This window comes from Tsuneonella dongtanensis (assembly GCF_001698205.1).
Classification (GTDB): domain Bacteria; phylum Pseudomonadota; class Alphaproteobacteria; order Sphingomonadales; family Sphingomonadaceae; genus Tsuneonella; species Tsuneonella dongtanensis.
The window spans coordinates 143,223-165,603 of record NZ_CP016591.1 but is presented as its reverse complement, the minus strand read 5'-3'; the positions used below and the strand labels follow the sequence as shown (position 1 = coordinate 165,603).

Genomic DNA, 22,381 nt, shown 5'->3' with positions numbered 1-22,381 from the left:
ATGCGGCACCGGTTCCTCGTCGCGCTGGGATCGAACGTGCGGCATCCGCGCTTCGGACTGCCGCGACAGGTGTTGCGAGCTGCCCTCGCCGCCCTCGAGGATGCGGGCCTCGCCGTCGACGCGATGTCGCCGATCGTCGACAGCGCTCCCCTCGGCCCCTCCAGCCGCCATTATGCCAATGCCGCGGCGGTGATTTCGACGCGGCTCGAGCCCGAAGAAGTGCTCGACCTGCTGCAGGCGATCGAGCACGCGTTCGGCCGCGTCCGCCGCGGAGCCCGCTGGGGCGCCCGGGTGCTCGATCTCGACATAGCACTCTGGAGCGGCGGCTCCTGGTTCAGCGAGCGGTTGGTAATCCCCCATCCGGAGTTCAACGACAGGCGCTTCGCCGTCGCTCCCGCCGCCAGGATCGCCCGTGCATGGCGCGATCCGCTGACCGGCCTGACAGTCGGGCAGATCGAAGCCCGCTTGACCCGCGCAAGCCCGCTGTCCTAGGGCGGCCGCGGTCGGGCCCTTAGCTCAGTCGGTAGAGCAACTGACTTTTAATCAGTAGGTCGCTGGTTCGAACCCAGCAGGGCTCACCACGTATTTCTGCCATTTTTGGCAACTCCCTTTGTCGGCAGTCAGGGCCCGTGTCCGTCATGTGTCCGACCGCGTTGCTCACCAAGGCACATGCGCCTCGTCGGTCGGCGCTTTCACGCACATCTTCTTCCATGCGTCATCCATCTCACTCGATGATGTCATCTCGCTCTCCAGAAAAGCCAACTTCTCGCCCGAGGCGATAAACCGCTGATACCCGCCATAACCGCCGAAGCCGTTCTTGGAGTTCACCTCACCGCAAACCACAGGCGCTGACCCTCCGGAGTAAAACCGACTATCGCGAAACTCGGCGCTATCAGGGTCGCGCAGCTTCGCCTTAATTCCTTCCTGCGATTTGCCGATCCAAGCCATCTGCGTGCTCTCATTTGCGAGCGGACTTTCCTTCGCTGTCGCGACTGCATTGGCGCTTTTGGCCGCATCATTGGCCGCTTTATCGGGAGTGCAGTAGGCCACCAGCGAAATAATGCCGATGATCCCTAAGGCGAGTGCTGTCTTGAAGTTCCTACCCTCCCGCTCGGCATCGAAGGAGGGTGGGGCTTCTGCGGGATCAATGCTCCTGAACTTGTGACCGCAGTGCTTGCAGAGAGAGGCGGCCCTTTTCACAACCTCTGCACATGCCGGGCAAATCCGTTCGTCAGCCTTCATTTTCACCAACACCATGTTCCGTGTAGACAATGGTCTACACTAGGCGATGTGTGATCGAGGTGAAGTCCCTTTGTAGCCTATCGGCTGGTGACTGGATTTTTGCGCTGTGGTCCATCTTGCTCGATGCGACTGCGCCAAAACCTTGCTGCGAACATCCGTCGCATAAGGTCCGAGCGTGGACTGTCGCAGGACAATTTCGCCGCACTGGTCGATGTCCATCGGACCTACGTCAATCATCTGGAACAGGCTCGGCGCAATCTGACAATCGACGTGATCGAGCGCATGGCCGACCGTCTGGAGATCGACCCTTGCGCCCTTATCGCTGATCCGAAGAAAAGCGGCGAAGCGCGCTGAGTAGGTCGGGCTCGGCTGCGATCCGGAGCGCCTGCTCTCGGGTAATCGGCTTGCGGGGGAATGTCCAAAGCCATGACTTGAGCGATACTCGCGTCTCAAGCAGACGCATCCATTCGCCCGGTCGACCGAAGCGATTGTGCACATGGTAATGACAGGATCGGCAGATAGGCTGGCAAGAAAACTCGCGAGCGTAAATCTCGTGGTGCTGGTGGTCCGCCGCGTTCCCACATCCGCTGCACCGTTCTCTTGGCGGCATGAGGCCAAGTTGCTCGGCAACCCTGACCTTCTGCCATGCTAGCACACGCTCCGCTCCTGTCGCACCCTGATATGGACCGGGAACCGACCAGCCCCATCGCGGCAGTGGAAAGCCCTGCCCGATAGCCTCGACGACTTGTCGCCCAATTACCAGATCGTGCGGTTCTCCCGCTCCCTCAGTCATGGGCGTCTATGGTCATACGGGCTTCGAGCAAGGTTCGAGCCGCACGCTGCAACCCGGTTGCAAGCGCATCGGCAAGAGCGCGGAGCAGTTCAGGCGGCTGACTGGCGACCTGCCCTTCGACGGCTACCCCGTGCATGTCTTCCAGTTCGCCGGTGAGCCGCGCAAACAATTCGGCCGGGTCGCTCACTTCCGGTCTTCCGCAAGAAGGCGATAGACGCTCGCTCGGCTGCAATTCAGGCGGTCGGCGATCTCGGAAGGCCTGACCCCCTCGGCAGCGAGGGCGCGCATCTCAGGAAGCCTACGACGCGCGGTCGGTTGCCGACCTTGATATTTCCCGAGGCGCTTAGCTCGTTCGATGCCTTCCTTTTGCCGCGCGAGCATGATCTCGCGCTCGAATTGGGCCAGCGCGCCAAACATGGTCAGGGTCAAACGTCCTGCCGGAGAACTTGTGTCCATCTCCGTCCCCCCAAAGTCGAGCACGCGGAGCGCCACGCCTTTGGTTTCAAGCAGATCAACAATTCGGAGCAGGTCAGAGGTCGACCTCGCGAGACGGTCGAGGCGGGTGACGGCTAGGGTGTCTCCGTCTCTGACGAAGTCGAGTGCGGCTGACAGTTGCTGGCGTTCCGCGACGGACGAAACCTGTTCGACGAACTGCTTGGTGCACCCCGTTGCTGAGAGTTCGCGCTGTTGGGCTTCTAGCCCCGCCACCTGATCGACAGTGCTTACCCGCGCGTAGCCACACAACATCTTTGGTCTCCTTGCGAGGAGCCTAGCCGGGTGCGGAGTGCGGTCGAGGGTAAAGTGAACGCATCGAAAACGGGCAGCCTGCCGCTTTATCTCGGTTATTTTCAGTGTATCGGTATCCTCTATCTCCCTTGTGGAAGGCTGGGTCGGTGTTTCGTGACGAGGTGATCGAGCAGCTAGGCTTTTACGTGTATCGACTGGTTGACCCGCGCAGCGGCGAGACCTTCTATGTCGGGAAGGGCCGAGGTAATCGCGTATTCCACCACGCGGCTGGAGAGAAGTCTCCGGAGGGCAGCATCCTCTCACCAAAGCTGGCCCTTATTGCTCAGATCAAGACGGCAGGGCACGAAGTGGACCATCATATTCACCGGCATGGGATGGATGAACCAACCGCCTACGAGGTCGAAGCGGCTCTAATTGACGTATACCCCTCGCTCCTGAACTCAGTCGCTGGGCATCGGTCAGATTTGTTCGGTGCGGCTCGCACCACGGACCTCGTAGCGCGCTATCAAGCAGAGCCTGCTTCGTGGGAGCATAACTGCTTGCTCGTCGGGGTGCGCAACACGGTCGATGATCGAGGGACTTATGAAGCCGCGCGGTTCGCTTGGAAGCTGAACCGCAAGCATCTCCCGAAACTCGATCTAGTCGTAGCAGTTCGAGGGGGTTTGATACTCGACGCATTTAGGCCGAATGAGTGGCTGCCCGGCACCTTGGAGAACTTCCCGAACGCCCCTCACGCGATGCCCGACCGCCTCGGCTTTGTCGGTGAGCGAGCGGCACCGGAACTTCGGAACATGTATGTGGGCAAGCGCCTCCCTCGTTGGTGCAAGCTGTCGCAGGCAGGGATCAGGTATGTGGGGCCTGCGTTCCCGCCTAAACAACAGGAAGTCAGCGACGAAATTGACGCTTATCTCTAGGTTATTCTCAGTCGGATCATCGCAAGCGGAGGATCGAGGCCACTCATATTCTGCACTATCGCTCGGGTTGCACGTCTTCGGGAAAGGGCGCGCGCGTTACGAGCGCCCAAGACCTGCCGTTCGAGAGCGATGCTCTTGCGTCGATCTCCAACAACAACTCGGCGGTGGTCTGCTCGTCGGCTCCGATTGAGGCTGCCAGAGCGTCCAGACTGCGCCACGTGTATTTGTCGCTGCTCAACATCTGTCTGAGCCGTTCCTGCCGTCTCTCCACGAGCGAGGACTGTCGTCTAGTCTGGAGCCAGTGGGTCAGAATATTGCCGCCCATTGTGCCGAGTGCACCGATTGCTGCACCTGCTACCCCTGCCCAAGCCGCGTCCATCGCACATCCTCACCTGTCCGAGTTGTCATCGCCCCGCCTTGGTGAGAACGACACCATCGGCTAGTTGAAACGCATGGTATCAATACGAACTGGCAAAGGCACGCAGGTCTACATCGCAGGTCATGGCTTGGCCATTGAAGAACCCGCCGAACTCGCACCGGGCATCAGCGTGTCGCCCAAGGTTATTACTTTCGAAACTTCATTTGGGAGCCGAGGCGGGGAGGAGTTTCAGACGCATGCAGCCGTCCTTTCCATGGAAAGGCTGGCTACCTTCTCGATAGTGGTCGAGCACCCCGATGGTGGCGAGGCTCTCGCTCGAAAGAGTTGGAACGCGATTTGGCTTTTTGGTCTTCTGGCGCTGGCATGCCGGACGCACGTTATCTCGCTATACAGCGGAGTTCCTGAATACCCTCACGAGTTTAGCCTAACGAACCGCCACACGTTCATCCGGCCGCTCCCTTGCGTGGCGATTACCCCGGACCAAGTGAGATGGGCTGCAAATTACTTCGACACCTACAGTGCCTTGCTTGGGGAGCGCAGGTTTAGGGGTGCGCAGCGATACTACAACAACGCTCATTACCTTCCGGACGCTGATGCGAAAATCATGCTTCTGTGGGCGGGCATCGAGAGCCTCCTCGACGTCGACGCGGAACTTCGCAGGAGCATCGCGTTGCACGCGGCAATACTTCACGGAGGAGACAGCGAGGCCAAGGCGGCCCGCTTCCGAGACGTGAAACGAGCCTACGACATTCGATCCAAGGTTGTTCACGGCTCAGATGTCGATGGGGCCAAACTAGAGGCAGCCGTCGAGTTTGCGAGTGATCTGCTCTTGGACCTCCTTCGAAGGACGTTGGAGATTGGTCGGATGCCGAAGGGGGCGGAACTAGATGAAGCTGCCTCGCGCGCGGCCTTCCCATGACTGCGCCCTTGTCCACCGTGGGCCAAAGGATCAGTAAGAACGTCTAACAAGGTCGATAATTGACCTCTGTGAGCCCCTCATACAACGTGGGCAACGTCTATCATGAGGAGGGCCATGCGTGGTCCAGTTAAAGCGTGCACAACCCACAAGAAGGGAACATTAGCGGAACAAATCGCTTGCCCCCTCGGTTTGATTGCGTCAGTGTGTCACCAATCGACACAGGGAGCAGGGCATGGTTTTCCCTCGCATGGGCAATACGGTTCGGAGTGAGTTTCAGCGCCTCTGCGACAATGCGGGGCTGACGCTATCGCAGGCTGCCGCCAAGCTGGAGGTGTCGGAGCGAACCGCATACCGATACGCCAATGGCACGACCCGTCCGTCGCGCCTCGCATTAAGCGTGCTACGGGACGCGGGCCGAGACGGCGGCGATCAGGCCGAACCGGCGTCTTCATTTCGGTTCATTGATCTTTTTGCCGGGATTGGCGGCTTGCGCTTGGGGTTCGAAGCCATCGGCGGACATTGCGTTTTCACGTCCGAATGGGATGCAAACTCTCAGAAGACCTATGCGCTGAACTTCCGTGACAACCATCCAATCGGCGGTGACATTCGCGAGTTTTCAAAAGACCCGGCAACGGTGCCGGAGCATGACGTGTTGCTTGCAGGTTTTCCTTGTCAGCCGTTCTCCATCGCTGGCGTTTCAAAGAAGAACGCCTTGGGCCGTCCGCATGGTTTTCTGTGTGACACCCAAGGCACGCTGTTTTTCGACACGGCTCAGATCATCGCCCACCATCAGCCCGCCGCGTTCGTGCTGGAAAATGTCAAAAATCTGGAGAGCCACGACAAGGGGCGGACGTTCGCTACGATCCTAAACGTCCTGCGCAACGAACTCGGTTACCACGTCCAAACGCGGGTCATCAGTTCGGAGCCGTGGGTGCCGCAGAAGCGCGAGCGGATTTTTATAGTCGGCTTCCGGGAGCCAAGCACTTTCGACCTCGGAAAGCTGGAAGTGCCTGACAAGGGAACCGGGCCAAAACTCGGCAGCATCCTCCAGCCTCACGACGAGGTTGATCCCAAATATACCCTCACGCCGCGCCTGTGGGAGTATCTGCAAGGCTACAAGGAGAAGCACCAGGCGAAGGGCAACGGGTTTGGTTTCAGCCTGTTCGGTCCGAACGACGTCGCTCGCACGCTTTCGGCGCGTTATTACAAGGACGGGTCGGAGGTGCTGATCGAGCAACCCGGCAACCGTCCACGTCGCCTGACGCCTCTGGAATGTGCCCGCCTAATGGGATTTGATCGAGGTGAGCGCCGTTGGCGCATCCCGGTCTCTGATACCCAAGCCTATCGTCAATTTGGTAACGCCGTCGTCGTGCCGGTGGTCGAGTTCATCGCGAAGGCTATGGAGCCCCACATCCGCGCGGCTATCAGGTCCCAGTCGGAGAGGGGTGACGTTGCGACCGTGACCCGCCCCATTCGCGAGCCGGTAATGACAGATGGCTGACATTGTCTCGACTGCCGTGCGCAGCCGGATGATGTCGGGGATACGGAGCACCAACACAAAGCCAGAGATGGTCCTGCGAAAGGGGCTGCATGGGCTGGGTTTTCGGTTCAGGCTGAATGACCGGCGACTGCCCGGCAGCCCTGATCTCGTCTTCCCGAAACATAGAGCCGCACTGTTCGCGCACGGGTGCTTTTGGCACGGACATGATTGCCATCTCTTTCGGCTGCCCTCCACCCGCACCGACTTTTGGTTAGGAAAAATCAATCGCAACCGCGAAGTCGATGCGCGAGCATATACAGCACTGCGCGATCAGGAGTGGCGGATCGGCGTGGTGTGGGAGTGCGCATTGAAGGGTCGAACGCGCCTTCCTCTCGATGGCGTCATAGATCAATGCTCGGACTGGCTGCGATCAGATCGGCCGGAGTTGGAGATTAAGGGGCAATAGCGTGCGCAGAGGATTGTTATCGGATCAGTTCGTGTCGGTCGCCGCGAAACGCCTTGCGGCAGTAGATACCAGCGCATCGCAATCAAATCAGCACGAGGTCACGGGTTCAAAGGTTTTGCTCCGCATCTTAGGAGAGCAAACCCGAAGTTTCCCCCGTGGCGGAGCCGACGCCCGTTTCGAGGCCACCTACATCTGGCTCGGTGCCGAGCAGGAAGCCCTTTCGGAGGAGGGCAAGTTGTCGTGGTATGACAGCCGGGCGAAAGACCCGAAGCGTTCGGCTGAATGGCGGCTCTACTACCAAACCAACACGATCACGGACATGATGCGCCCCGGAGATACCCTGTTTGTTGCGCATCGGCCGGATGATCGACTGTTTTTCATCGTTACGCCGGACGGCACGACTATCCAGAGCCAGTTGCTCTGGCTGTTCGGCCTGTCGGAACAGCCCGGCTTGCAGTTTGAGCAACGCGAACTGACCCCGGATACAAGTGGCGAACTCGACTTCGCTGCGCGCTACATTCTCGACGAACTCGGCTTGGACCCCGACGAACCGGAAGCCGATATGCTGGACGGCCTTATCGCACCTTTCGGGCTCACCTTTCCCACCACGCGAGTGTTTTCCCACCTTGCCCGTAAATCGCTGCCGGGCCTTTCTGCCCGCGACGAGCCGGACGCGACCCTGCTGGCGTGGATGGAGCGCGAAGAACTAATGTTCCGGCGTTTGGAGCGACGGGTCGTAGCTGAGCGCATCGCCAACGGTTTCCTATCCGCAGGAGATGCCGATGTTGAGGGCTTCTTGGGCTTCTCCTTGAGCGTGCAGAACCGCCGCAAGGCCCGCGCGGGACAGGCGCTCGAAAATCATCTCGAAGCCCTCTTTACCGAGAATGGTATCCGATACGTGCGCGGCGCAGAAACGGAAAACAGAAACAAGCCGGACTTCCTGTTTCCCGGTCAACAGGAATATAGAGATGACACTTTCGATCCTGCGAGACTGACGATGTTGGGCGCGAAGTCGACACTCAAGGATCGCTGGCGACAGGTCCTGTCCGAAGCGACGCGCATCCCGGAGAAGCATCTGCTCACCCTTGCACCCGGCATTTCGGAAAATCAAACGGACGAGATGCGGGCGAAGCATCTGCAACTCGTCGTTCCGAAGCGACTACACGACACATACCGCCCCGCACAGCAGGAGTGGCTGATGGACGTAGCTGACTTCCTTAAGCTGGTCGCCAGACGACAAGTTGAGGCTCAGTTCAGTCCGGGCCTGTAATGCAACGGGTTGCAATGCCTTTCAGCGCCGGAGGAGATGTGGGCGGTGGCTAACCGTAATGTGCCTATCTGGGAGCTAAACCCGCAGTCGGACCGAAAACCAATCCACGCGCAGCAGCTTCGTCAATGATTGTCTGGTGTCGCACTTCGAGTTCACAGTCCGTCAGACGCGGGAAGGAGGTGCGAAGCCAAATAGCCGCCTCAAGGGGGTGCTTCTTCGGATCATCGAGGCGACGACAGAACTCGTTCCAGTTTTTGTCGGAGAGACCAACTTCGAGACCATTATCTGCCAACCGCAGCGCATATCCAAGATGCTCGAAGGGCTCAAAAACTGGCGAGACTTGAGACGTGACCTGAAATGGCCCCGCGCGATGGCCGGTGAAGTGCCGAACCAGAGCGTTCTCTGCCCGCTGGGCATGCAGCACACTCGGTGCGAGTAGAATGACATTGTCACAATAGACGAAGCACTGTATTTCTTCGTCAAGGTGATCTGGCAGATCATTTAACAGCACAGAGAATATGGCGTTCGACGCAGGCGAACCCTCCATTAAACCGCACGGGGCCATTTCAAGGTCATCAATCAACACCATGTCACCTCGACTGGCATCGTCGCTTCTGTCCCTGCGAACGAACTCGTGCGTCCGATAGTCAATAGCCCTTCGGATCAGTTGTTCGGGCAGGTAGGGAAGATCGTAAACTGCATCGACATTGACGGTCGAAAAGGCACGCCGAATGTCGGCAACCACCACGGCTTGCCACGGAGAGTGGATAGCGGCGAGCAGTTGGCCCATCTGGTGGTCTCTGCCTCGCCCTCGCCAGTCGCCAATGTGAGGGCGTGCCTCGTGCATCGCGTGGATCAGGTCGTTGATAAGGACGTGCCACATCTTCTCGATAGGACTGAACCGACAGATTTTCCGGTAACCCGACGTGCGGCGTGGCTTGTTGTGCCATTCCACCGGAGCGGTCCGCAGACGCCCATAATGTAGCGGAACCACCGGCTGTTGCTGGGCCACAACCCACGGTGCCATCGCCTTGCAAGCGCCGAGATCGTTACACCAGATGTCGTAGAGCGCCGAACACTGGACCCGGTGCGAACCAAGATAACGGCGTATCTCGCGCTCTAGAAGCGGAGCACCTATCGCCCCTTGTGCGCCTTTGGCGCGCATAGCGATCTTGCGCAGTAGGCGTCTCCTGAACCGCTGCTGCTCTTTCAACTTGGTCATTGCGTGCACCCGGTTTCAGTGAAGCCAACCTCGTGAGCGCGCAGCCATTCATTGAGCGAGGCGTGGCGGTAGAACATGAAGCGTCCGACCTTGACCCGAGGCGGACCCTTCCTGAGGCGGTTCCAACGACTGAGGGTGCGGCGCGACACGCCTAGCAATTCGGCGACGTCATTCGCCGATAGGAGGTCGGGTGCATTGAGATTTTTCATGTGTGCCTCGGTGCTTGAGCGGCTGTTTCAAGCCCCGAATGACTCGTTCTGGCCGCAGCGCACATGACATCGTTGCCACGCTATTTGTCGTGCGAGGCCGCTCGTTCGAGTTCGTTTGAGATCCAAAGCGATTGTTGAATGTCTCTCGGCTCGCCGAACTCGTCCGCAAGCAATGCGTGCATGATCTCGTCGATGCGCTTGGTGGTCTCCCAATTCAACAATACATAGGTGCTGTCGACTACGTCCTCTTGCTGCTCACGCTTCCACGCTCGTTCTACATCCTTCATCCAAGACGCTTCGGCTGCTCCCCCGCTACGTTCTTTGGTTCTCAGGTTCAGTGTCTCGCACGCTGTTCGTATTGCCAGTCGCAACGACGGCGCGGGCTTGGCACGCTCTCCCGGTAAACCGTCACGTCGGAACTCCTCTTTGGCGAAAAACCGCACTACCTCGTCAAGGATGTCGCTCACTTCGCGAGTGCCGCTCGCCGCCTTTCGTGCCGCGCGATCCTTTTCAATGATGCACTCCCAAATTGCCCACGTAGGAGGGCGGTATGGATTTTCTCCGATGGCAAGAGCGACAAATCGAAAGTCGGGCTTTCCGCGCTGAACCGATTGCCTGAAAAGCCGCTCGGCATTGATGATCTCGTTAGGGCCACTCAGAAGTCTCTTATTTCCCATTGGACAGCACCTTTCGAGCAAGCTGGTTGGCAGCGAGCCGGAGTGGCTCATCCGCCAAGTGTGAATAGCGATTGGTTGTCGCGACTTGGGTATGACCTAACAGGCGACCAATAATCGGCAACGATGCGCCATCGGACACAAGGAACGATGCGGCCGAGTGCCGCAAATCGTGCACCCGAAGGTTGGCCAAGCCTGCTTCCGCACAGATCGAGGTAAAGACGGTTTTGATGGTGGTGAGGTGCCCATCTCTCGCCCCCGGAAAAACAAACTCGGATCGGCGCAGGTCCGCTACTCGTTGAAGCACCGACAACGCATCGTCGGAGAGTGGGACGCGGTGAACCCTGCGTTGCTTGGTATGACTACTGGGTTTTGTCCAAACGCCGAGATCGAGGTCGAACTGATCCCACGTGGCCTTCAACGCCTCCCCGCTACGCGCGCCGGTGAGCAGTAGGAACCGAATAAGAAGCGTCGAAGGTGTGTCACCCCGCGCATCGAGTGCAGCGATAAGTCGCTCGGTCTCGGCTGTATCAAGATAACGCTCCCGACCCACTTCGGAGTTGCGCTGGACCCCGACCGCTGGATTGTGGCTGATAAGCCGCCAGCGGATAGCTGTCGCGAAGACATGTTGGACGCTAGAAAGCGCGCGATTTGCCTGCGCAGGCGTCTTCCGGCTGATGCGATTGTGCAAGTGGTCTATGTCACCGGCTTCGATGTCGCGAAGGCGTTTCCGACCGAGGTCGGGAAGGATCAGGCGTTTCCACATCGAACGCTCATTGGCCTGCGTTCGCTCCGCCTTGCGCGGCAGGATGTCACGAGCGTAGCGATCCCAAAGCTCCGACAATGTAGGCTCTGCGCGGATTTGGCGGCGTTCGATTAGAGGATCATTTCCGATGTCGGCCAGTCGCCGCAGCCTTTTTGCTTCATCCCGCGCACCTGCGACCGACCATGCAGGGTGTGATCCGATTGTGTAGCGGCGCTCGACGCCATTGCAGACGTAGTTGACAACGAAGGACGTGCACCCAGTTGCTGTCTTCCGAACAGCAAAACCAATCACAAGATCGTCGCGAACGATGATCTGCTTTCCCTTAGAAGGTGCGGCGAGTTCTCGAACAAGCCGGTCAGTTATGCGCTGTGTTGCCATGTCCGTCTCATGTCCGTCACTTTCGCGCCGTTGATGGCGCGCAATGGCTTCTGCTGGCCGGCTAGGACCTCGCGGGACAGGACATCAAAGCGAGCATTTCTGTCACTTAGGCGTAAATCAACGCGCCCGCTTCGATCAGCGGAATGGACATCTGGCACACTTTTAATCAGTAGGTCGCTGGTTCGAACCCAGCAGGGCTCACCAACATGTTCAATAAAAATTCAACGAGTTATCGGTACCTCGCAGTCCGGTGCTCGACCTGTTGAAAGTTATACACAGGTGTAAACTCAACCTGTGGCGTCGCCATTTCTCCCCCGCTTCTCGACCCACGTCGATTTAATCAAAAGAACCGCAGTCGGGAGGTCGAGTCCGCATAAATATTCCGTCTTTACCGGAGATTTATGCTTTTCCAATGACTTACAATGACAAACTCCTCCAACGAGCGATCCGGGGGTGGGTTCAGAATGTGGATTGGGTGCGACCCTTCGCAGTGACGCTCACGTTGAAGCAGTGCCTACCTCTTCCTGGAGGGGCACTGGTCAAGATCACCCCCGACCTCGCGTCGCGAAATATGCGGCATTTCCTGAATCTTCTAAATCGCCGAGTTTATGGCTCCGCATATCTGCGGCACGGGCAACGGCTCCCATGTTTGGTCGCCTTGGAAGGAACGAACGACAAACGGCTACACTACCATATCCATTTGGATTGCCCCCGAGAGGATCTGGTTCCGACCTATCCGAGGCTGATCTCGGAGCTCTGGGAGCGAACGGACTGGGGGCACCGAGAAGTGGACGTACAATCCGCCGACGAAGGCTGGGTTGGATACATCACCAAGCTACGGGACAAGGCCGACTACTCTGCCGCCTTCGATTGGCAGCTTAGTCACTTCATCTGAAGCAGCGTAATGCGGATCGCTGAGTATAGACTCCTTTCCTCCGCCTTCAGTCAAAATCAATCAACGAAGGTGCCGTCCTAGACGGTGCCTTGATTAGATGTAACAAAAGGAAATTACACAGATGAAAAAAACGAAGTTAGCAAATTTTCGTACTCCAAATAAATTGATAGATTCGTTCGACGCTGTGTGTGCCGCAAACGATAAATCGAGGACGTCAGTGCTCATCGAGTTGATGGTAAAATACGTAATCGAAGAAGGGGTTCGCATTCTAGACGAGCGGAAAAGGGCAGAAGCGCTAGGTGACAGCGTACGAGATCGAAATATTCTTAGTTTTCGCGAGTGGATTACAGCAACCGAGAATGAGAGTCGGACTAAGACAAAAATATCGACTGATCCTTCGGCTTCCGAACCACCAAGACCGGAATTGGACGACCACCACTGGTAACGATTCAACGCGCCGCTGACGTTCACTTTAAACAGTTGCCACGGGCGCTCGTGAAAATCTGATATCGGTCCCGACAGTCCAGGGCCTCCGCGGCCTCCGCAAACTTGTCGAATTCGCAGTCCGCTTTGCCTCGCGTTTCTGCCATATGGCTTAAATGTACCGACTCTACATAGACGAAGTCGGCACCGATGATGTGCAGTCGGTGTCAGAAGACAACGAGAGATACCTTAGCCTCACCGGCGTAGCTATGCAGGTCGCAGAGGCTCGAGATGAACTCGCGCCTCGGTTTGCAGCCATAAAGGCAACCGTATTCAATCACGACCCTGATGACCCCATCATCTTCCATCGGAAAAAGATCGTCAAATCGAACGGCGCATTCTCTGGGCTGCGTGAACAGCAGCGCCGTGACGAATTCGACGCGCTGATCCTATCGGCTATGGCTGACTGCCAATACCGCGTCATAACGGCATTGATCGACAAAAAGGCTATGTTGGCGAAGTGGCGATGGACCAACAAGCAGCCTTACCATTATCTCATAGAGGTCTTGGTCGAAAAATATGTTCAGTTCCTTGAGAGACAGGGCGCAATTGGAGACATTATGCCCGAGGGTCGCCTCGGCAAAAAGGACGAGAGACTGCAAAGCGCCTTCATAGAGGTCAAGTCGAAGGGCACCTTCTACGTTTCACGGGATCGGATGAAGGAACGGATACCATCGTCCCATCTTAAATTTCGTTACAAAAGAGACAATGTTGCCGGGCTCCAACTCGCAGATTTGATCGCGCACCCGAGCCACATGCTCATTCGGGCACGAATGGGCCATGAAGTGTCACTTGGAAGCTTCTGCAAACAGGTCGAGGCGCTACTTAAGAGTCAAAAGTACGACCGGTCACCCAGCAGCGGAGCAATCGTCGGATACGGTATGAAATGGCTGCCATAACAAAAACGGGGCTTTCGCCCCGTTCGATGGATTATGTACCATCTCATACCGACCGCCTAAGCATCGGATTGCCATGACTGTATGCGTTTTTTCTGCGAAAGTCAATGGCTTAAAGTGATTCAGTAACAGGCACTTAGCTGCAAACTCTTCGAATTCGGCGGCGCTTCGGAAAGATGTCGACGGCGACGATCCATTCACGTGACGGTACAGTTGGCCCCGTTTAAGAGAAGTAGCTCGAGAGTCTGATTATAGAATATCGATTCCATAATCCAGTCGGTTAAACGTCTGTAAATCTTGGTGATTTCTCGGGGTGGAGCGCCGTGCCTTGGATGGGAGATTATACTAGGCTGTCGGCATTAACTTCTATCATCGGAACTCCCCATCAATGCCGCTCGGAAAACAGGCGAAGACGCTCTCCCAAACACAGGTGGACGCCATGTGTGCGTACCTACGGACCAAGAGGAACGGCGTTCGCAACGAACTGATCTTCCTTCTTTCGGCCAAGGCGGGTTTACGTGCAAAAGAGATCGCTTCTCTTCGTTGGACAATGGTCACCGATGCCGATGGTGAACTTGCCGACTCAATCAGCTTACCGAACTCCGCATCCAAAGGTTGTTCGGGGCGAAGCGTCCCAATCTCAAAAGCGTTGAGACTGGCACTGGGAGCAGAACGCTCAAGAAGGCGGTCAGAGTGGCCTTTCCCCGCCAGTGCTCATGTGGTGGCGAGTTCACGAAGCGACAGGGTCGCTCCGCAGGTCATCGTGAATATGTTCTATCAGTGGTACAGGCAGGTTGGATTCGACGGATGCTCATCTCACAGCGGTCGTCGAACCTTCATTACCAACGCAGCTCGGCGAATTTCGACCGTTGGAGGATCGCTAAGAGATGTACAGGTCTTGGCCGGGCACTCGTCGTTGCAAGTCACCCAAAGGTACATTGACTGCGATTCCGCCGCGCAGCGCAGGGTTGTCGACCTAATCTGACTTCGTCCGCTTCAGAGCTGATCCCTCACAGGCTCGTCCCCGAGCAGCGATGCCAATCGGCGTCACCGGCCCACTGATCCTTCTCTCCGTAGCACCAATTCGCCTTCTTAAGAGATTGGCCTAGTGCATCTCTCTTCTCACAAGCTGCCCAAGTCTCCGCGTCATCTCCCGAGCCACCTCGACAGCGACCGTTGTACTCTCTCCAGTCGTCTATCATCGATCCAACCGAGGGGGCATCGGTCGCCGCCGTTTCGGGCTGATTAGCAGGATTGCACTCGATAGCGTCACCGCTCTCGGGGCTGAGCCAAACGATTTTACGCCCTGCCTCTGCATCCTTCCAGAAGAGCTGATCATTGACTACAAAGTGATCATCGAATTCCGCCACCCATCCCTTTCCCTCATCGCCCCAAGGAGAGGGCGTTAAGTACTCAACTGAGCCGACCTTAAATGGCAGGTCCTTCGATCGGATGGGGTCATTTTTTAGAACCATTTCGAAGGTGCCCGGCGAACCGTTGCAAACGAATTTGAGGCTCATAGCTTCCCCGTCGAGTGCTGAAGCTTTCGCGGTTGGACGGAGCTCGTTCCGCTCTTCATTAGTGGCTTGGTCGCAACCTGCCAGGAGTATGCTGAAGGCCACTGCGGCCAAGATCGTTTTCCTCATCTTCCCCCCGTTTGATGATCAGAACAAACCCTAGTTGGGAGCAGCTGCCGTCTGAAGCCAACCACAATCCCGAAGCACTTTTCGAAACGCGTCCTCCTGTATGTCCAAGGTTGCGGTGCCTTCGGTTCCGCGCTCCGTCTCGTAGCGAACCTTCAAAGTCTTGGCTGAACGCGCCTTCTCAAATAATGCGCGTTCGACCGCTTCTTCTGGAAGACGTTTAAATTTGCCTCCGCTCATCCCCTCCATCATTGCGCCAGTGAGTCCGACTGCGAATCCGCTGAACGGATTGGCTTCCTCCGCAGCTCCCAACAGAAGCACGTTGGCGCGGAGATTGGGGTCGAGCCCGGCGAGAACCGCGAATAGATAATTGAGCGTCAACTCGTTACTGTACTCAGAAGTGTCGTATTCGGTTACCTCATCCCATTCTATGGGAGGCGCGTCATCCAGTTTAATCGCAAAGTCCTTAAGCGGATCACCCTCGCCACGCCTAAAGGCGCGGAAGCTTATGGTAGCGTTTTCGATTGGATCCGAAGCCGTTTCGGGGTTGCGACAGGTGACAGACACCTCCAAAATGTTCTTGATATTGCCATCGCCCATGACTCTTGCCTTGGCCTCGCTGATGGTCCCTCCTTCGAAATCATCCGTCCTTGAGGTATATGCAAACTGGTCAGTCGATCCACATGCACCCGCGACCAACGCCAAGGGGAGCACAACCCATTTCGCGTAGAGTCCAACCATTGACACCCCCTGTGTCTAATCAAGAAGGTGGCTGAAAAGTTCTGTACGGTCAAGATTTTGGTTTGGGACTACTCGTGTGAGCCAAACTGCTGAAGATTTATGGCCATTTCTCGGCTCATAGGAAGATGCCGCGCGTAGAAGCGCTCTATTTGCTCGACGGACGTTCCCGCATTTTTGGCTAGGGTGAATATGTTAACCTTGCCGTGAGAATTGATTATTCGCATACAGATGGCGGTGTGTCTCAGTGAGTACATGCTGTATTTAGCGGGACTTTCGCTTAGCCCAGCCTCCTCCAAGACGACCTTGAACTGCCGTTGGACGAGCCTCGCGGCAGTCACTCTGTTCAGGTACTGAGGATAAAACAGAAAATCACTAGGCTCAGCGTTAGGATAGCGCTTCTTTATCCTGTCAAAGACATAGGCGGCACCTGGCATTGTACGTGCCGAGCGGTAGCCGGTCTTTCCATCGCGAATTTGAAGCACCAGCCCACGTGGATCATCCGCAACAGTCACATCTGAATGCCTCAGTGCGTACAGTTCAGATATGGTGGGACGCATAAACGAGTGAGCCGTGAAGACGACGAGATCGTAGAGCTCCATGGTGATCGCTCTGCCACGCACTTTGCGGCCTTCGCGGCCGAGGGCCTTAGCTGTCAGAAGTACCTTCCGATACACGCTGTCTTCCTTGGAGACCAAGGGATAGAAGGGGAAGAATGAACGCGGCGCGTCCTTCTGTTTCGCTCTTGGGGTCGCTGGGAGAGCGTCGATCAGTCCGTCGTCCCTTGCCTCCTTCAGAACGTTTCGGAAGGCTGCTGTGATAATGCGTCGAGTAGAGCCGGTGATGTTCGGACGAATCCCCCGGATCCACTCATTGTACTCGTAGTAATCGCGGGTCTTAACTTCCCTGATATCTCGATCGCCGAAAAATCGAAGGAGTCCCCAGTTGGGGTTCTCCAGCAGATAGCGAAGGTCCTTAGCGTAATTCGGATTCCGTTCGCCGTTCTTCGCCATGGTCATGGCTTTCGTTAGGAACCGCTGCGCGTAGTGGGCAAAAGTACTAGATTTTTCTACTGACCTTACGCCCAGAAGTATTTCCTCCGCGATCTCCTCGGCGGCCTTCCGAGCCGAGATTCGCGAGGTTTCCTTGGTCGACCGAACGATGTATCCTCCGGTCCGGGTGTTCCGAACACGTACCTGCCAGTAGGGACTCGCCCCGGTTTTATAGATGGCCAAGCCGCGGCGGATTGCGATGATTCCTTCAGAGAGCGCATGTCGGCTCTTCGCAGTTTGCTTGGCCACGGATGTGCACCCTCCCCGGAGAAAAGGTATAAACGCTGAGTATAAACTACCCTCTAACCTATTCGAAAACAAGGCCGCCGCTGTAACTTTTAATCAGTAGGTCGCTGGTTCGAACCCAGCAGGGCTCACCACGCATTTCTGCCATTCTTGGCAACGCGCCACTAGGCGATGGCAAGAAGCGGCTGGACCGCGCACGCAAAGTGCCCGACATTTTCATGGGCATTCCTCGCGTATGGGAGAGAGAGCCCTTCGGGCTCTCGGACCCCCAGGCGAAGACCGATACCGCCACGCGTTTAACATAAGATCAGTCATCGGCCATCTGAAAGATATCGAGGTGGTCCAGAGGAATGCGGACTAGGCCGGTGCGGAGAGAGAAAGCATCCCGACGTCGGGAGCTTTCGCAGCGAGCGGCGCATTGGCGATGGTGCGCAGTACATCCGACACTGACAGCTCATGCCGCCCCGAAACTTAGTTCAGGGCAAGCGACGCTCGCTTGCTTCCCAGTATAGACCGTCACGATCGCGCAAACTTACCGTAAGCAGGGTCAATACCGACCCTTGTGCCGATGGCACTTGCCAACTCACAGGACCCATCACCTGTATATCGGGAAACGCGCGGGCCCGGCGGGCGAGACTATCTGCGTCTTGCGTTTCCACCACCAGAACCGCAGAGCCGATCCTCATCGCATCGGCCACCGGAGCTGGGAAGAACGCGCAGTATGAGAGGAAACCGATCATTCCGATCCGCGGATCGTCGGCTTTTAGAATGATCAGGCGTGCGATGCTGCCATCGGGCGCGATCGGCGGAAAACGCCCATCAACCGCTAACTCGTCATCGTAATAACGGCTCCACCCGAAAATTTCTTCGTAGCGTTCGGCTGAGCGCTGGGCGTCTGCGACTACGAACGTCGTTCTTTTCAGCAGGGGAGTCACGGCACAAAGGTGCCATCGAAAAACCGACGGACGCGATCTGCCATTTCCTCTGGCGCAGCTTCGAAGACCGCGAACCCGAAGTGCGGCATGTCCAGTCGTTGGGCATGGGGTATCGCCGGTAATACGCGCAGGCTGATGTCCCATAGGTCGTCACGGGGGCGTATGAATAGGATCGGTGCCTTCACGTCCGCCAAGGCTGCGATCGTCGGATAGCGCAAGGCGGCCCGCGCCCCCCACCAAGCGGTAGGTCCGTTGGCGATTTTCTGATCGAACCACCGCCGCATCGATGAGTCGCTCTGTCTCGGGCCCTTCCAGCGTTGCGTGCTGCGCCATGACTCGGCGACGGCATTTCCTGCCCCATCGAATGGCGTCGGCCAAGGTTGTGCTTCAAACGCCGCCGCCTCTTCGGGTGTGAAGGCGGGAATTCCCACAAGGATCACCCGCCGGACGCGCTCCGGATACCGACGCGCGAGCTCGATGGCGATCGCCGCGCCGGTGTGATACCCGAGCAGGTCTACCTGTCCGAGGCTCTGGGACTCCAGAAATTTGGCAATCGTTCGCGCATAGTCGGCAATCTCGGGAACTGCGGCAGGCAAATCGGACTCACCGAACCCGGGGGTATCAGGCGCGAAAACTTGCCTGTCCCGTCCGAGTTCCGCCATGAATTCCACATAGATCTGGCTTGAGTTAGGGCTCTGGTGCAGCAATACGACGGGAGCATGCGGACCCGCCTTTCCCGCCTTGCGGAAGTGAATCTGACCGTCCGGCAGGTCCGCAAAATGCCGGGTGACCTCGGCAGAGCGACCGATGAACCGCGAACGGTCGGCGGGTTCTGCCACGGCCGCTGCAGGGAGCGCCACGAGCAACCAGAAGAAGCTAAGCCAGCGGATCATCGCCGATCTGTACCACGCACTTTCCGAAGTTGGCGCTTTCAAACAGGCCTCTGAGGGCTTCGGGCATCGTTTCAAAGCCGCTGCGCCGATCTTCTGCCGGCGCGAGCCGGCCCTCTTCGATCCAGGTCGCGAGCCGCTCCTCCGCTTCTCGGAACCTGTTTTCGTAATGATAGATATGGAAGCCGTGCATTCGGGCATTGCGATAGACGAGGTCGAAGTAATTACTGGGACCTCGCTTGTCCTCGCCCGAAAGATACTGGCTGATTGATCCGCAAACGACGATCCGACCATCGTTACGGATGTGGTCGATGGCTGCCTCGAGCAGAGCGCCACCGACATTGTCGAAGTAAATATCGATCCCGTCCGGAAGCGCCTCCCGGATCGCACTTGCAAGGTCGGCCCCTCGATAGTCGATCGCGGCGTCGTACCCCAGCGCGTCGACAATCCAGCGGCTCTTGTCGCGCCCTCCGCAAGTGCCAACCGTGCGGCATCCTGCGATGCGGGCAAGTTGACCGGCGACCGAACCCACACCTCCTGCAGCGCCGCTTACGAGTACCTGATCGCCTGCGGTAGGGCGTCCGATGTCGAACAGACCGAAATAAGCGGTGAATCCGGTCAAGCCGAGAGCGCCGAGGGCGAGCGAGGACGAGCCGACACGTGCGTTAAGTTTCAAGACCCGCCCGCTGCCGTCACTGATCGCATAATCCTGCCAGCCGAACGGTCCATGGACGATGTCCCCGACCGCGAACCCGGGGTGATGTGACGCGATGACCTCCCCCACACCCCTGCCCCGCATGACCGAACCGATGGGCAATCGTTCCTCGATGACCCCTCCGTCAACGATGTAGGCCCGCATGACCGGAGCGAGGGACAGAAAGATGAGCCGGACGCAAAACTCGCCTTCGCGTGGTTGCGGCACGGGACATTCAGTCAGTTCGAACGTGTCGCCGTCGACTATTCCGACGGGGCGGTTGCGCAGACGCCATTGCCGGTTTGCGGTACTGGACTGATGGCTGGCCGTGGAAGCCATCGCGGCGGACGCGCTCAACTGCCGAAACGGTAAGTCAACGAGATGCCTCCGCGCCGACCTTCCCGCGCGGTGACCAGCCAGGCGCGCTGGAACGGCGGAAGTCCGGTGTAGGTCCCCGTCGCGTCAAACCAGCGAACGCCCACGTACGGGTTGCGGTCGTCGAACAGGTTGCGCACCCATCCCGCTACCTCGACCCGCCCGAACTCCACACCGACTCGGGCATTGACGTTGGTCAGGCTGCCGGTTCGAGCGAGATTTGCCGGCGTGGAGAACTGGTTTGACTGGTAGGAGCCATCGATTCGGGCGTACCAGCTCGAACTGGCGCCGATTGCCCCTTCGTATTGCAGGGTGGCATTCAGCGTGTGCTTGCTCGTCCGCGGAATGCGATTACCCGACACGTCGGTTCCGATGGGAACGAAGGCCAGATCCTGATCCTGAAATTCGAGAAACTCGGCATCGATCAAGGCATAGCCGATGTTGCCGGAAAAGCCGTTGTGGGAAGCATAAGCGAGCTCAAGCTCCAGTCCGCGCGAGCGCGACTGCGCTGCGTTCGTGGTGAACTGGTTGTTCGACGGGGCACGGGTCGAAAGGCCGATGACCTGCTGGTTGCTCCAGTCCATCCAGAAGAGAGCGCCGTTGATCGTAACGCGCGGCGCGAGTTCGGTCTTGGCGCCGACCTCGTAGGTCCAGTTTGTTTCCGGCTCGTAAGTGCGCTCGGTGTCGAACAGGCTGGCGAAACTGTTGTAGCCGCCTGCCTTGAACCCGCGCGCGATGCTCGCGTAAATCATCGTGTTCCCAGCACCGGGGAAGTAGGATGCGGTGAAGCGCGGGAGCCATGCATCCCAGTCGGCCTCGAGATCGAGCGGGACTCCCGCTTGATTGACGAGTTGCGAGTCGAAGGTCGCTGCCTCGTTCTGCCACCGAAGTTCGCCCCGCAGGCTCACCTGCGAGCTCGGCTTCAATTCGAGCGCGCCATATGCCGACCATGTCCTCGTTGTTCGGGTTGTAAGTGTACCGACAGGAAGCGTTTGCCCGAAGCCGGGCAGATAGTTCCGCGCCAGCAGGTCGTCAGTGAGGTAGTAGTAGCTACCCCCCACAAGCCAATTGAAGGTCGCATCACCATTCTCACCACTGAGGCGCAAATCCTGCGAAATGTCGTACCGGTCGAATTCTTCGAGAGTCCGGTTGAAGAATCTCGCAGTGTAGTCGGCGTCGAAGTCGTAAAAGCCGTCGCTGGCGTTGTACCCGGTCAGTGACTGCAGGAGAATCTTGTCACCGAGCCGGAGATCGACGTTGGCCGACAGGCGCAGCGCCTCCCGTTCAACGCCTTGATGTTCGGGGTTGGTGAAAAAGCCGGCGCCCGACTGTGGTAACTCACCGGTGTAATAGCGGGGGAACCCGGTGCGCTGGTCGGGCTGGCTGTTCGCCGGGACGAGGAAATGCGGGGGCGCCCCGTCCTTTTCGTCGGTGTAGAGAGCCTTGACGTAGACTGTTAGCGCATCGCTGGGTTCCCAGTTTGCGGCGGCAAGCGCGGCAACAGTCTTGTTGCTGCCGACCTCGGGTCCGCCCGAAACGGAATTCCTGAAAAACCCGTCATCGGTCCGGTAGAGAAGACCGCCGCCGAGCGATAGCGCGCTCGAAATGGGCCCGCTGACCTCGAGTTTGCCTTCATAAAGATCCTGGGTCCCGGCGGTGAGCTGGGCCTTGCCTTCCAGTCGATTGCCGGGCCGCTTCGTGATGTAATTCACTGCTCCGGCAAAAGCGTTGCGACCGTATAACGCGCTTTGAGGCCCTCGGGCGACTTCGATCCGCTCCAGACCGAAGAGTGTACCGTTGAGCGCAGTTCTTCCGGAAATGTAGACGCCGTCGAGGAAGAATGCGACCGGCTGCTCCTCTCCGAGCCCGGCGTTTACTATGCCTCGGATCGAGGGCGACGCATTGATGCGGCCGAATGGCGACGAGGACACGAGACCGGGCACCAGAGCTGCGACATCTTGAAGGTCATTCAGCTCTGCGCGCTCGAGGGTTTCGTTGTCGAGCTGGGTAATCGAAATCGGAACGTCCTGCACGTCTTCTTCGCGCAGGCGAGCGGTCACGATAATCGGCTCGGA

General features: G+C 57.9%; 25 protein-coding genes and 1 tRNA gene. 11 read left to right on the top strand and 15 right to left on the bottom strand.

Annotated features, from left to right (window positions below):
- Together folK and A6F68_RS00715 are read left to right on the top strand one after the other, a co-directional pair.
- Window positions 1-492 carry a 2-amino-4-hydroxy-6-hydroxymethyldihydropteridine diphosphokinase gene (gene folK / locus A6F68_RS00720; RefSeq protein WP_067674937.1) on the top strand — a complete coding sequence of 164 codons (492 nt, stop codon included), beginning with the start codon at window positions 1-3 and terminating at the stop codon, window positions 490-492.
- Between the two features lie 13 nt (window positions 493-505).
- Window positions 506-581 (top strand) — tRNA-Lys (locus A6F68_RS00715).
- Between the two features lie 76 nt (window positions 582-657).
- Here the strand turns inward: A6F68_RS00715 and A6F68_RS00710 are convergent.
- The gene (locus A6F68_RS00710) at window positions 658-1,242 is read right to left on the bottom strand and encodes a zinc ribbon domain-containing protein (protein WP_157096595.1); all 585 of its coding nucleotides are present in this window, start codon (window positions 1,240-1,242) and stop codon (window positions 658-660) included.
- Between the two features lie 87 nt (window positions 1,243-1,329).
- On the opposite strand from A6F68_RS00710, the gene A6F68_RS00705 reads away from it, so the two are divergent.
- Window positions 1,330-1,596, top strand: coding sequence for a helix-turn-helix domain-containing protein (locus A6F68_RS00705; RefSeq protein ID WP_232308171.1), 267 nt, complete (start codon window positions 1,330-1,332; stop codon window positions 1,594-1,596).
- A 431-nt stretch (window positions 1,597-2,027) separates the two neighbouring features.
- Here A6F68_RS00705 and A6F68_RS00700 read toward each other — a convergent pair whose 3' ends face one another.
- Window positions 2,028-2,222 carry a hypothetical protein gene (locus tag A6F68_RS00700; protein WP_067674928.1) on the bottom strand — a complete coding sequence of 65 codons (195 nt, stop codon included), beginning with the start codon at window positions 2,220-2,222 and terminating at the stop codon, window positions 2,028-2,030.
- Complete coding sequence (locus A6F68_RS00695) at window positions 2,219-2,782, bottom strand: recombinase family protein (protein ID WP_067674925.1); 564 nt, start codon at window positions 2,780-2,782, stop codon at window positions 2,219-2,221. Before A6F68_RS00695 ends, A6F68_RS00700 begins: the two co-directional genes overlap by 4 nt.
- 146 nt (window positions 2,783-2,928) lie before the next feature.
- On the opposite strand from A6F68_RS00695, the gene A6F68_RS00690 reads away from it, so the two are divergent.
- Window positions 2,929-3,696: an LEM-3-like GIY-YIG domain-containing protein gene (locus A6F68_RS00690; protein WP_067681780.1), complete on the top strand. Its 768-nt coding sequence runs from the start codon at window positions 2,929-2,931 to the stop codon at window positions 3,694-3,696.
- Between the two features lie 55 nt (window positions 3,697-3,751).
- Here A6F68_RS00690 and A6F68_RS14930 read toward each other — a convergent pair whose 3' ends face one another.
- Window positions 3,752-4,075 (bottom strand): hypothetical protein, encoded by a 324-nt coding sequence (locus A6F68_RS14930; protein ID WP_157096593.1) that lies wholly within the window; start codon window positions 4,073-4,075, stop codon window positions 3,752-3,754.
- Window positions 4,076-4,202: 127 nt separating this feature from the next.
- Here A6F68_RS14930 and A6F68_RS00680 point away from each other — a divergent pair, with 127 nt between their 5' ends.
- The 4 genes from A6F68_RS00680 (at window position 4,203) to A6F68_RS00665 (ending at window position 8,210) form a co-directional block, all read left to right on the top strand.
- Window positions 4,203-4,994, top strand: a complete 792-nt coding sequence (locus A6F68_RS00680; RefSeq protein ID WP_157096592.1) for a HEPN domain-containing protein — start codon at window positions 4,203-4,205, stop codon at window positions 4,992-4,994.
- 232 nt (window positions 4,995-5,226) lie between these two features.
- A complete protein-coding gene (gene dcm, locus A6F68_RS00675) occupies window positions 5,227-6,495 on the top strand; it encodes a DNA (cytosine-5-)-methyltransferase (protein WP_232308170.1) in 1,269 nt (422 codons plus the stop codon).
- Complete coding sequence (locus A6F68_RS00670) at window positions 6,488-6,940, top strand: very short patch repair endonuclease (protein WP_067674916.1); 453 nt, start codon at window positions 6,488-6,490, stop codon at window positions 6,938-6,940. The genes dcm and A6F68_RS00670 overlap by 8 nt, the downstream gene beginning before the upstream one ends.
- A gap of 31 nt (window positions 6,941-6,971) precedes the next feature.
- Entirely contained in the window at window positions 6,972-8,210 is a 1,239-nt protein-coding gene (locus A6F68_RS00665) for a type II restriction endonuclease (protein ID WP_232308169.1), read from the top strand.
- A 64-nt stretch (window positions 8,211-8,274) separates the two neighbouring features.
- On the opposite strand, the gene A6F68_RS00660 is transcribed toward A6F68_RS00665, so the two are convergent.
- From A6F68_RS00660 to A6F68_RS00645, 4 genes are all read right to left on the bottom strand, one after another.
- A complete protein-coding gene (locus A6F68_RS00660) occupies window positions 8,275-9,432 on the bottom strand; it encodes a hypothetical protein (protein WP_067674910.1) in 1,158 nt (385 codons plus the stop codon).
- On the bottom strand, window positions 9,429-9,641 hold the full coding sequence (locus A6F68_RS00655; protein WP_067674907.1) for a helix-turn-helix transcriptional regulator: 213 nt from the start codon (window positions 9,639-9,641) through the stop codon (window positions 9,429-9,431). The genes A6F68_RS00660 and A6F68_RS00655 overlap by 4 nt, the downstream gene beginning before the upstream one ends.
- 80 nt (window positions 9,642-9,721) lie before the next feature.
- Entirely contained in the window at window positions 9,722-10,318 is a 597-nt protein-coding gene (locus A6F68_RS14925; protein WP_157096590.1) for a hypothetical protein, read from the bottom strand.
- Complete coding sequence (locus tag A6F68_RS00645) at window positions 10,308-11,459, bottom strand: tyrosine-type recombinase/integrase (protein ID WP_067674901.1); 1,152 nt, start codon at window positions 11,457-11,459, stop codon at window positions 10,308-10,310. Before A6F68_RS00645 ends, A6F68_RS14925 begins: the two co-directional genes overlap by 11 nt.
- A 412-nt stretch (window positions 11,460-11,871) precedes the next feature.
- Here A6F68_RS00645 and A6F68_RS15430 point away from each other — a divergent pair, with 412 nt between their 5' ends.
- The 3 genes from A6F68_RS15430 (at window position 11,872) to A6F68_RS14625 (ending at window position 14,718) form a co-directional block, all read left to right on the top strand.
- Window positions 11,872-12,354 (top strand): rolling circle replication-associated protein, encoded by a 483-nt coding sequence (locus A6F68_RS15430; RefSeq protein WP_067674898.1) that lies wholly within the window; start codon window positions 11,872-11,874, stop codon window positions 12,352-12,354.
- 599 nt (window positions 12,355-12,953) lie between these two features.
- Window positions 12,954-13,736, top strand: a complete 783-nt coding sequence (locus A6F68_RS00635; RefSeq protein WP_067674896.1) for a DUF3800 domain-containing protein — start codon at window positions 12,954-12,956, stop codon at window positions 13,734-13,736.
- Between the two features lie 385 nt (window positions 13,737-14,121).
- Window positions 14,122-14,718 carry a tyrosine-type recombinase/integrase gene (locus tag A6F68_RS14625; RefSeq protein WP_074428255.1) on the top strand — a complete coding sequence of 199 codons (597 nt, stop codon included), beginning with the start codon at window positions 14,122-14,124 and terminating at the stop codon, window positions 14,716-14,718.
- A 25-nt stretch (window positions 14,719-14,743) separates the two neighbouring features.
- Here A6F68_RS14625 and A6F68_RS14920 read toward each other — a convergent pair whose 3' ends face one another.
- The 7 genes from A6F68_RS14920 to A6F68_RS00605 form a co-directional block, all read right to left on the bottom strand.
- Entirely contained in the window at window positions 14,744-15,379 is a 636-nt protein-coding gene (locus A6F68_RS14920) for a hypothetical protein (RefSeq protein WP_157096589.1), read from the bottom strand.
- A 30-nt stretch (window positions 15,380-15,409) separates the two neighbouring features.
- On the bottom strand, window positions 15,410-16,117 hold the full coding sequence (locus A6F68_RS00630) for a hypothetical protein (RefSeq protein WP_067674893.1): 708 nt from the start codon (window positions 16,115-16,117) through the stop codon (window positions 15,410-15,412).
- A gap of 68 nt (window positions 16,118-16,185) precedes the next feature.
- The gene (locus A6F68_RS00625) at window positions 16,186-17,349 is read right to left on the bottom strand and encodes a tyrosine-type recombinase/integrase (RefSeq protein WP_198152641.1); all 1,164 of its coding nucleotides are present in this window, start codon (window positions 17,347-17,349) and stop codon (window positions 16,186-16,188) included.
- Window positions 17,350-17,888: 539 nt separating this feature from the next.
- On the bottom strand, window positions 17,889-18,347 hold the full coding sequence (locus A6F68_RS00620; RefSeq protein ID WP_067674887.1) for a glyoxalase/bleomycin resistance/dioxygenase family protein: 459 nt from the start codon (window positions 18,345-18,347) through the stop codon (window positions 17,889-17,891).
- The gene (locus A6F68_RS00615) at window positions 18,344-19,240 is read right to left on the bottom strand and encodes an alpha/beta fold hydrolase (protein ID WP_067674883.1); all 897 of its coding nucleotides are present in this window, start codon (window positions 19,238-19,240) and stop codon (window positions 18,344-18,346) included. Before A6F68_RS00615 ends, A6F68_RS00620 begins: the two co-directional genes overlap by 4 nt.
- Entirely contained in the window at window positions 19,224-20,288 is a 1,065-nt protein-coding gene (locus tag A6F68_RS00610) for an NADP-dependent oxidoreductase (protein WP_198152640.1), read from the bottom strand. Before A6F68_RS00610 ends, A6F68_RS00615 begins: the two co-directional genes overlap by 17 nt.
- Window positions 20,285-22,366 carry a TonB-dependent receptor gene (locus tag A6F68_RS00605; protein ID WP_198152639.1) on the bottom strand — a complete coding sequence of 694 codons (2,082 nt, stop codon included), beginning with the start codon at window positions 22,364-22,366 and terminating at the stop codon, window positions 20,285-20,287. Before A6F68_RS00605 ends, A6F68_RS00610 begins: the two co-directional genes overlap by 4 nt.
- Between the last annotated feature and the right edge of the window lie 15 nt (window positions 22,367-22,381).

Coding starts and splice junctions, on each gene's coding strand:
- folK (WP_067674937.1), top strand. CDS start 1: ATGCGGCACCGGTTCCTCGTCGCGCTGGGATCGAACGTGCGGCATCCG.
- A6F68_RS00710 (WP_157096595.1), bottom strand. CDS start 1,242: ATGAAGGCTGACGAACGGATTTGCCCGGCATGTGCAGAGGTTGTGAAA.
- A6F68_RS00695 (WP_067674925.1), bottom strand. CDS start 2,782: ATGTTGTGTGGCTACGCGCGGGTAAGCACTGTCGATCAGGTGGCGGGG.
- A6F68_RS14930 (WP_157096593.1), bottom strand. CDS start 4,075: ATGGACGCGGCTTGGGCAGGGGTAGCAGGTGCAGCAATCGGTGCACTC.
- dcm (WP_232308170.1), top strand. CDS start 5,227: ATGGTTTTCCCTCGCATGGGCAATACGGTTCGGAGTGAGTTTCAGCGC.
- A6F68_RS00670 (WP_067674916.1), top strand. CDS start 6,488: ATGGCTGACATTGTCTCGACTGCCGTGCGCAGCCGGATGATGTCGGGG.
- A6F68_RS00660 (WP_067674910.1), bottom strand. CDS start 9,432: ATGACCAAGTTGAAAGAGCAGCAGCGGTTCAGGAGACGCCTACTGCGC.
- A6F68_RS00655 (WP_067674907.1), bottom strand. CDS start 9,641: ATGAAAAATCTCAATGCACCCGACCTCCTATCGGCGAATGACGTCGCC.
- A6F68_RS14925 (WP_157096590.1), bottom strand. CDS start 10,318: ATGGGAAATAAGAGACTTCTGAGTGGCCCTAACGAGATCATCAATGCC.
- A6F68_RS00645 (WP_067674901.1), bottom strand. CDS start 11,459: ATGGCAACACAGCGCATAACTGACCGGCTTGTTCGAGAACTCGCCGCA.
- A6F68_RS15430 (WP_067674898.1), top strand. CDS start 11,872: ATGACTTACAATGACAAACTCCTCCAACGAGCGATCCGGGGGTGGGTT.
- A6F68_RS00635 (WP_067674896.1), top strand. CDS start 12,954: ATGTACCGACTCTACATAGACGAAGTCGGCACCGATGATGTGCAGTCG.
- A6F68_RS14625 (WP_074428255.1), top strand. CDS start 14,122: ATGCCGCTCGGAAAACAGGCGAAGACGCTCTCCCAAACACAGGTGGAC.
- A6F68_RS14920 (WP_157096589.1), bottom strand. CDS start 15,379: ATGAGGAAAACGATCTTGGCCGCAGTGGCCTTCAGCATACTCCTGGCA.
- A6F68_RS00630 (WP_067674893.1), bottom strand. CDS start 16,117: ATGGTTGGACTCTACGCGAAATGGGTTGTGCTCCCCTTGGCGTTGGTC.
- A6F68_RS00615 (WP_067674883.1), bottom strand. CDS start 19,240: ATGATCCGCTGGCTTAGCTTCTTCTGGTTGCTCGTGGCGCTCCCTGCA.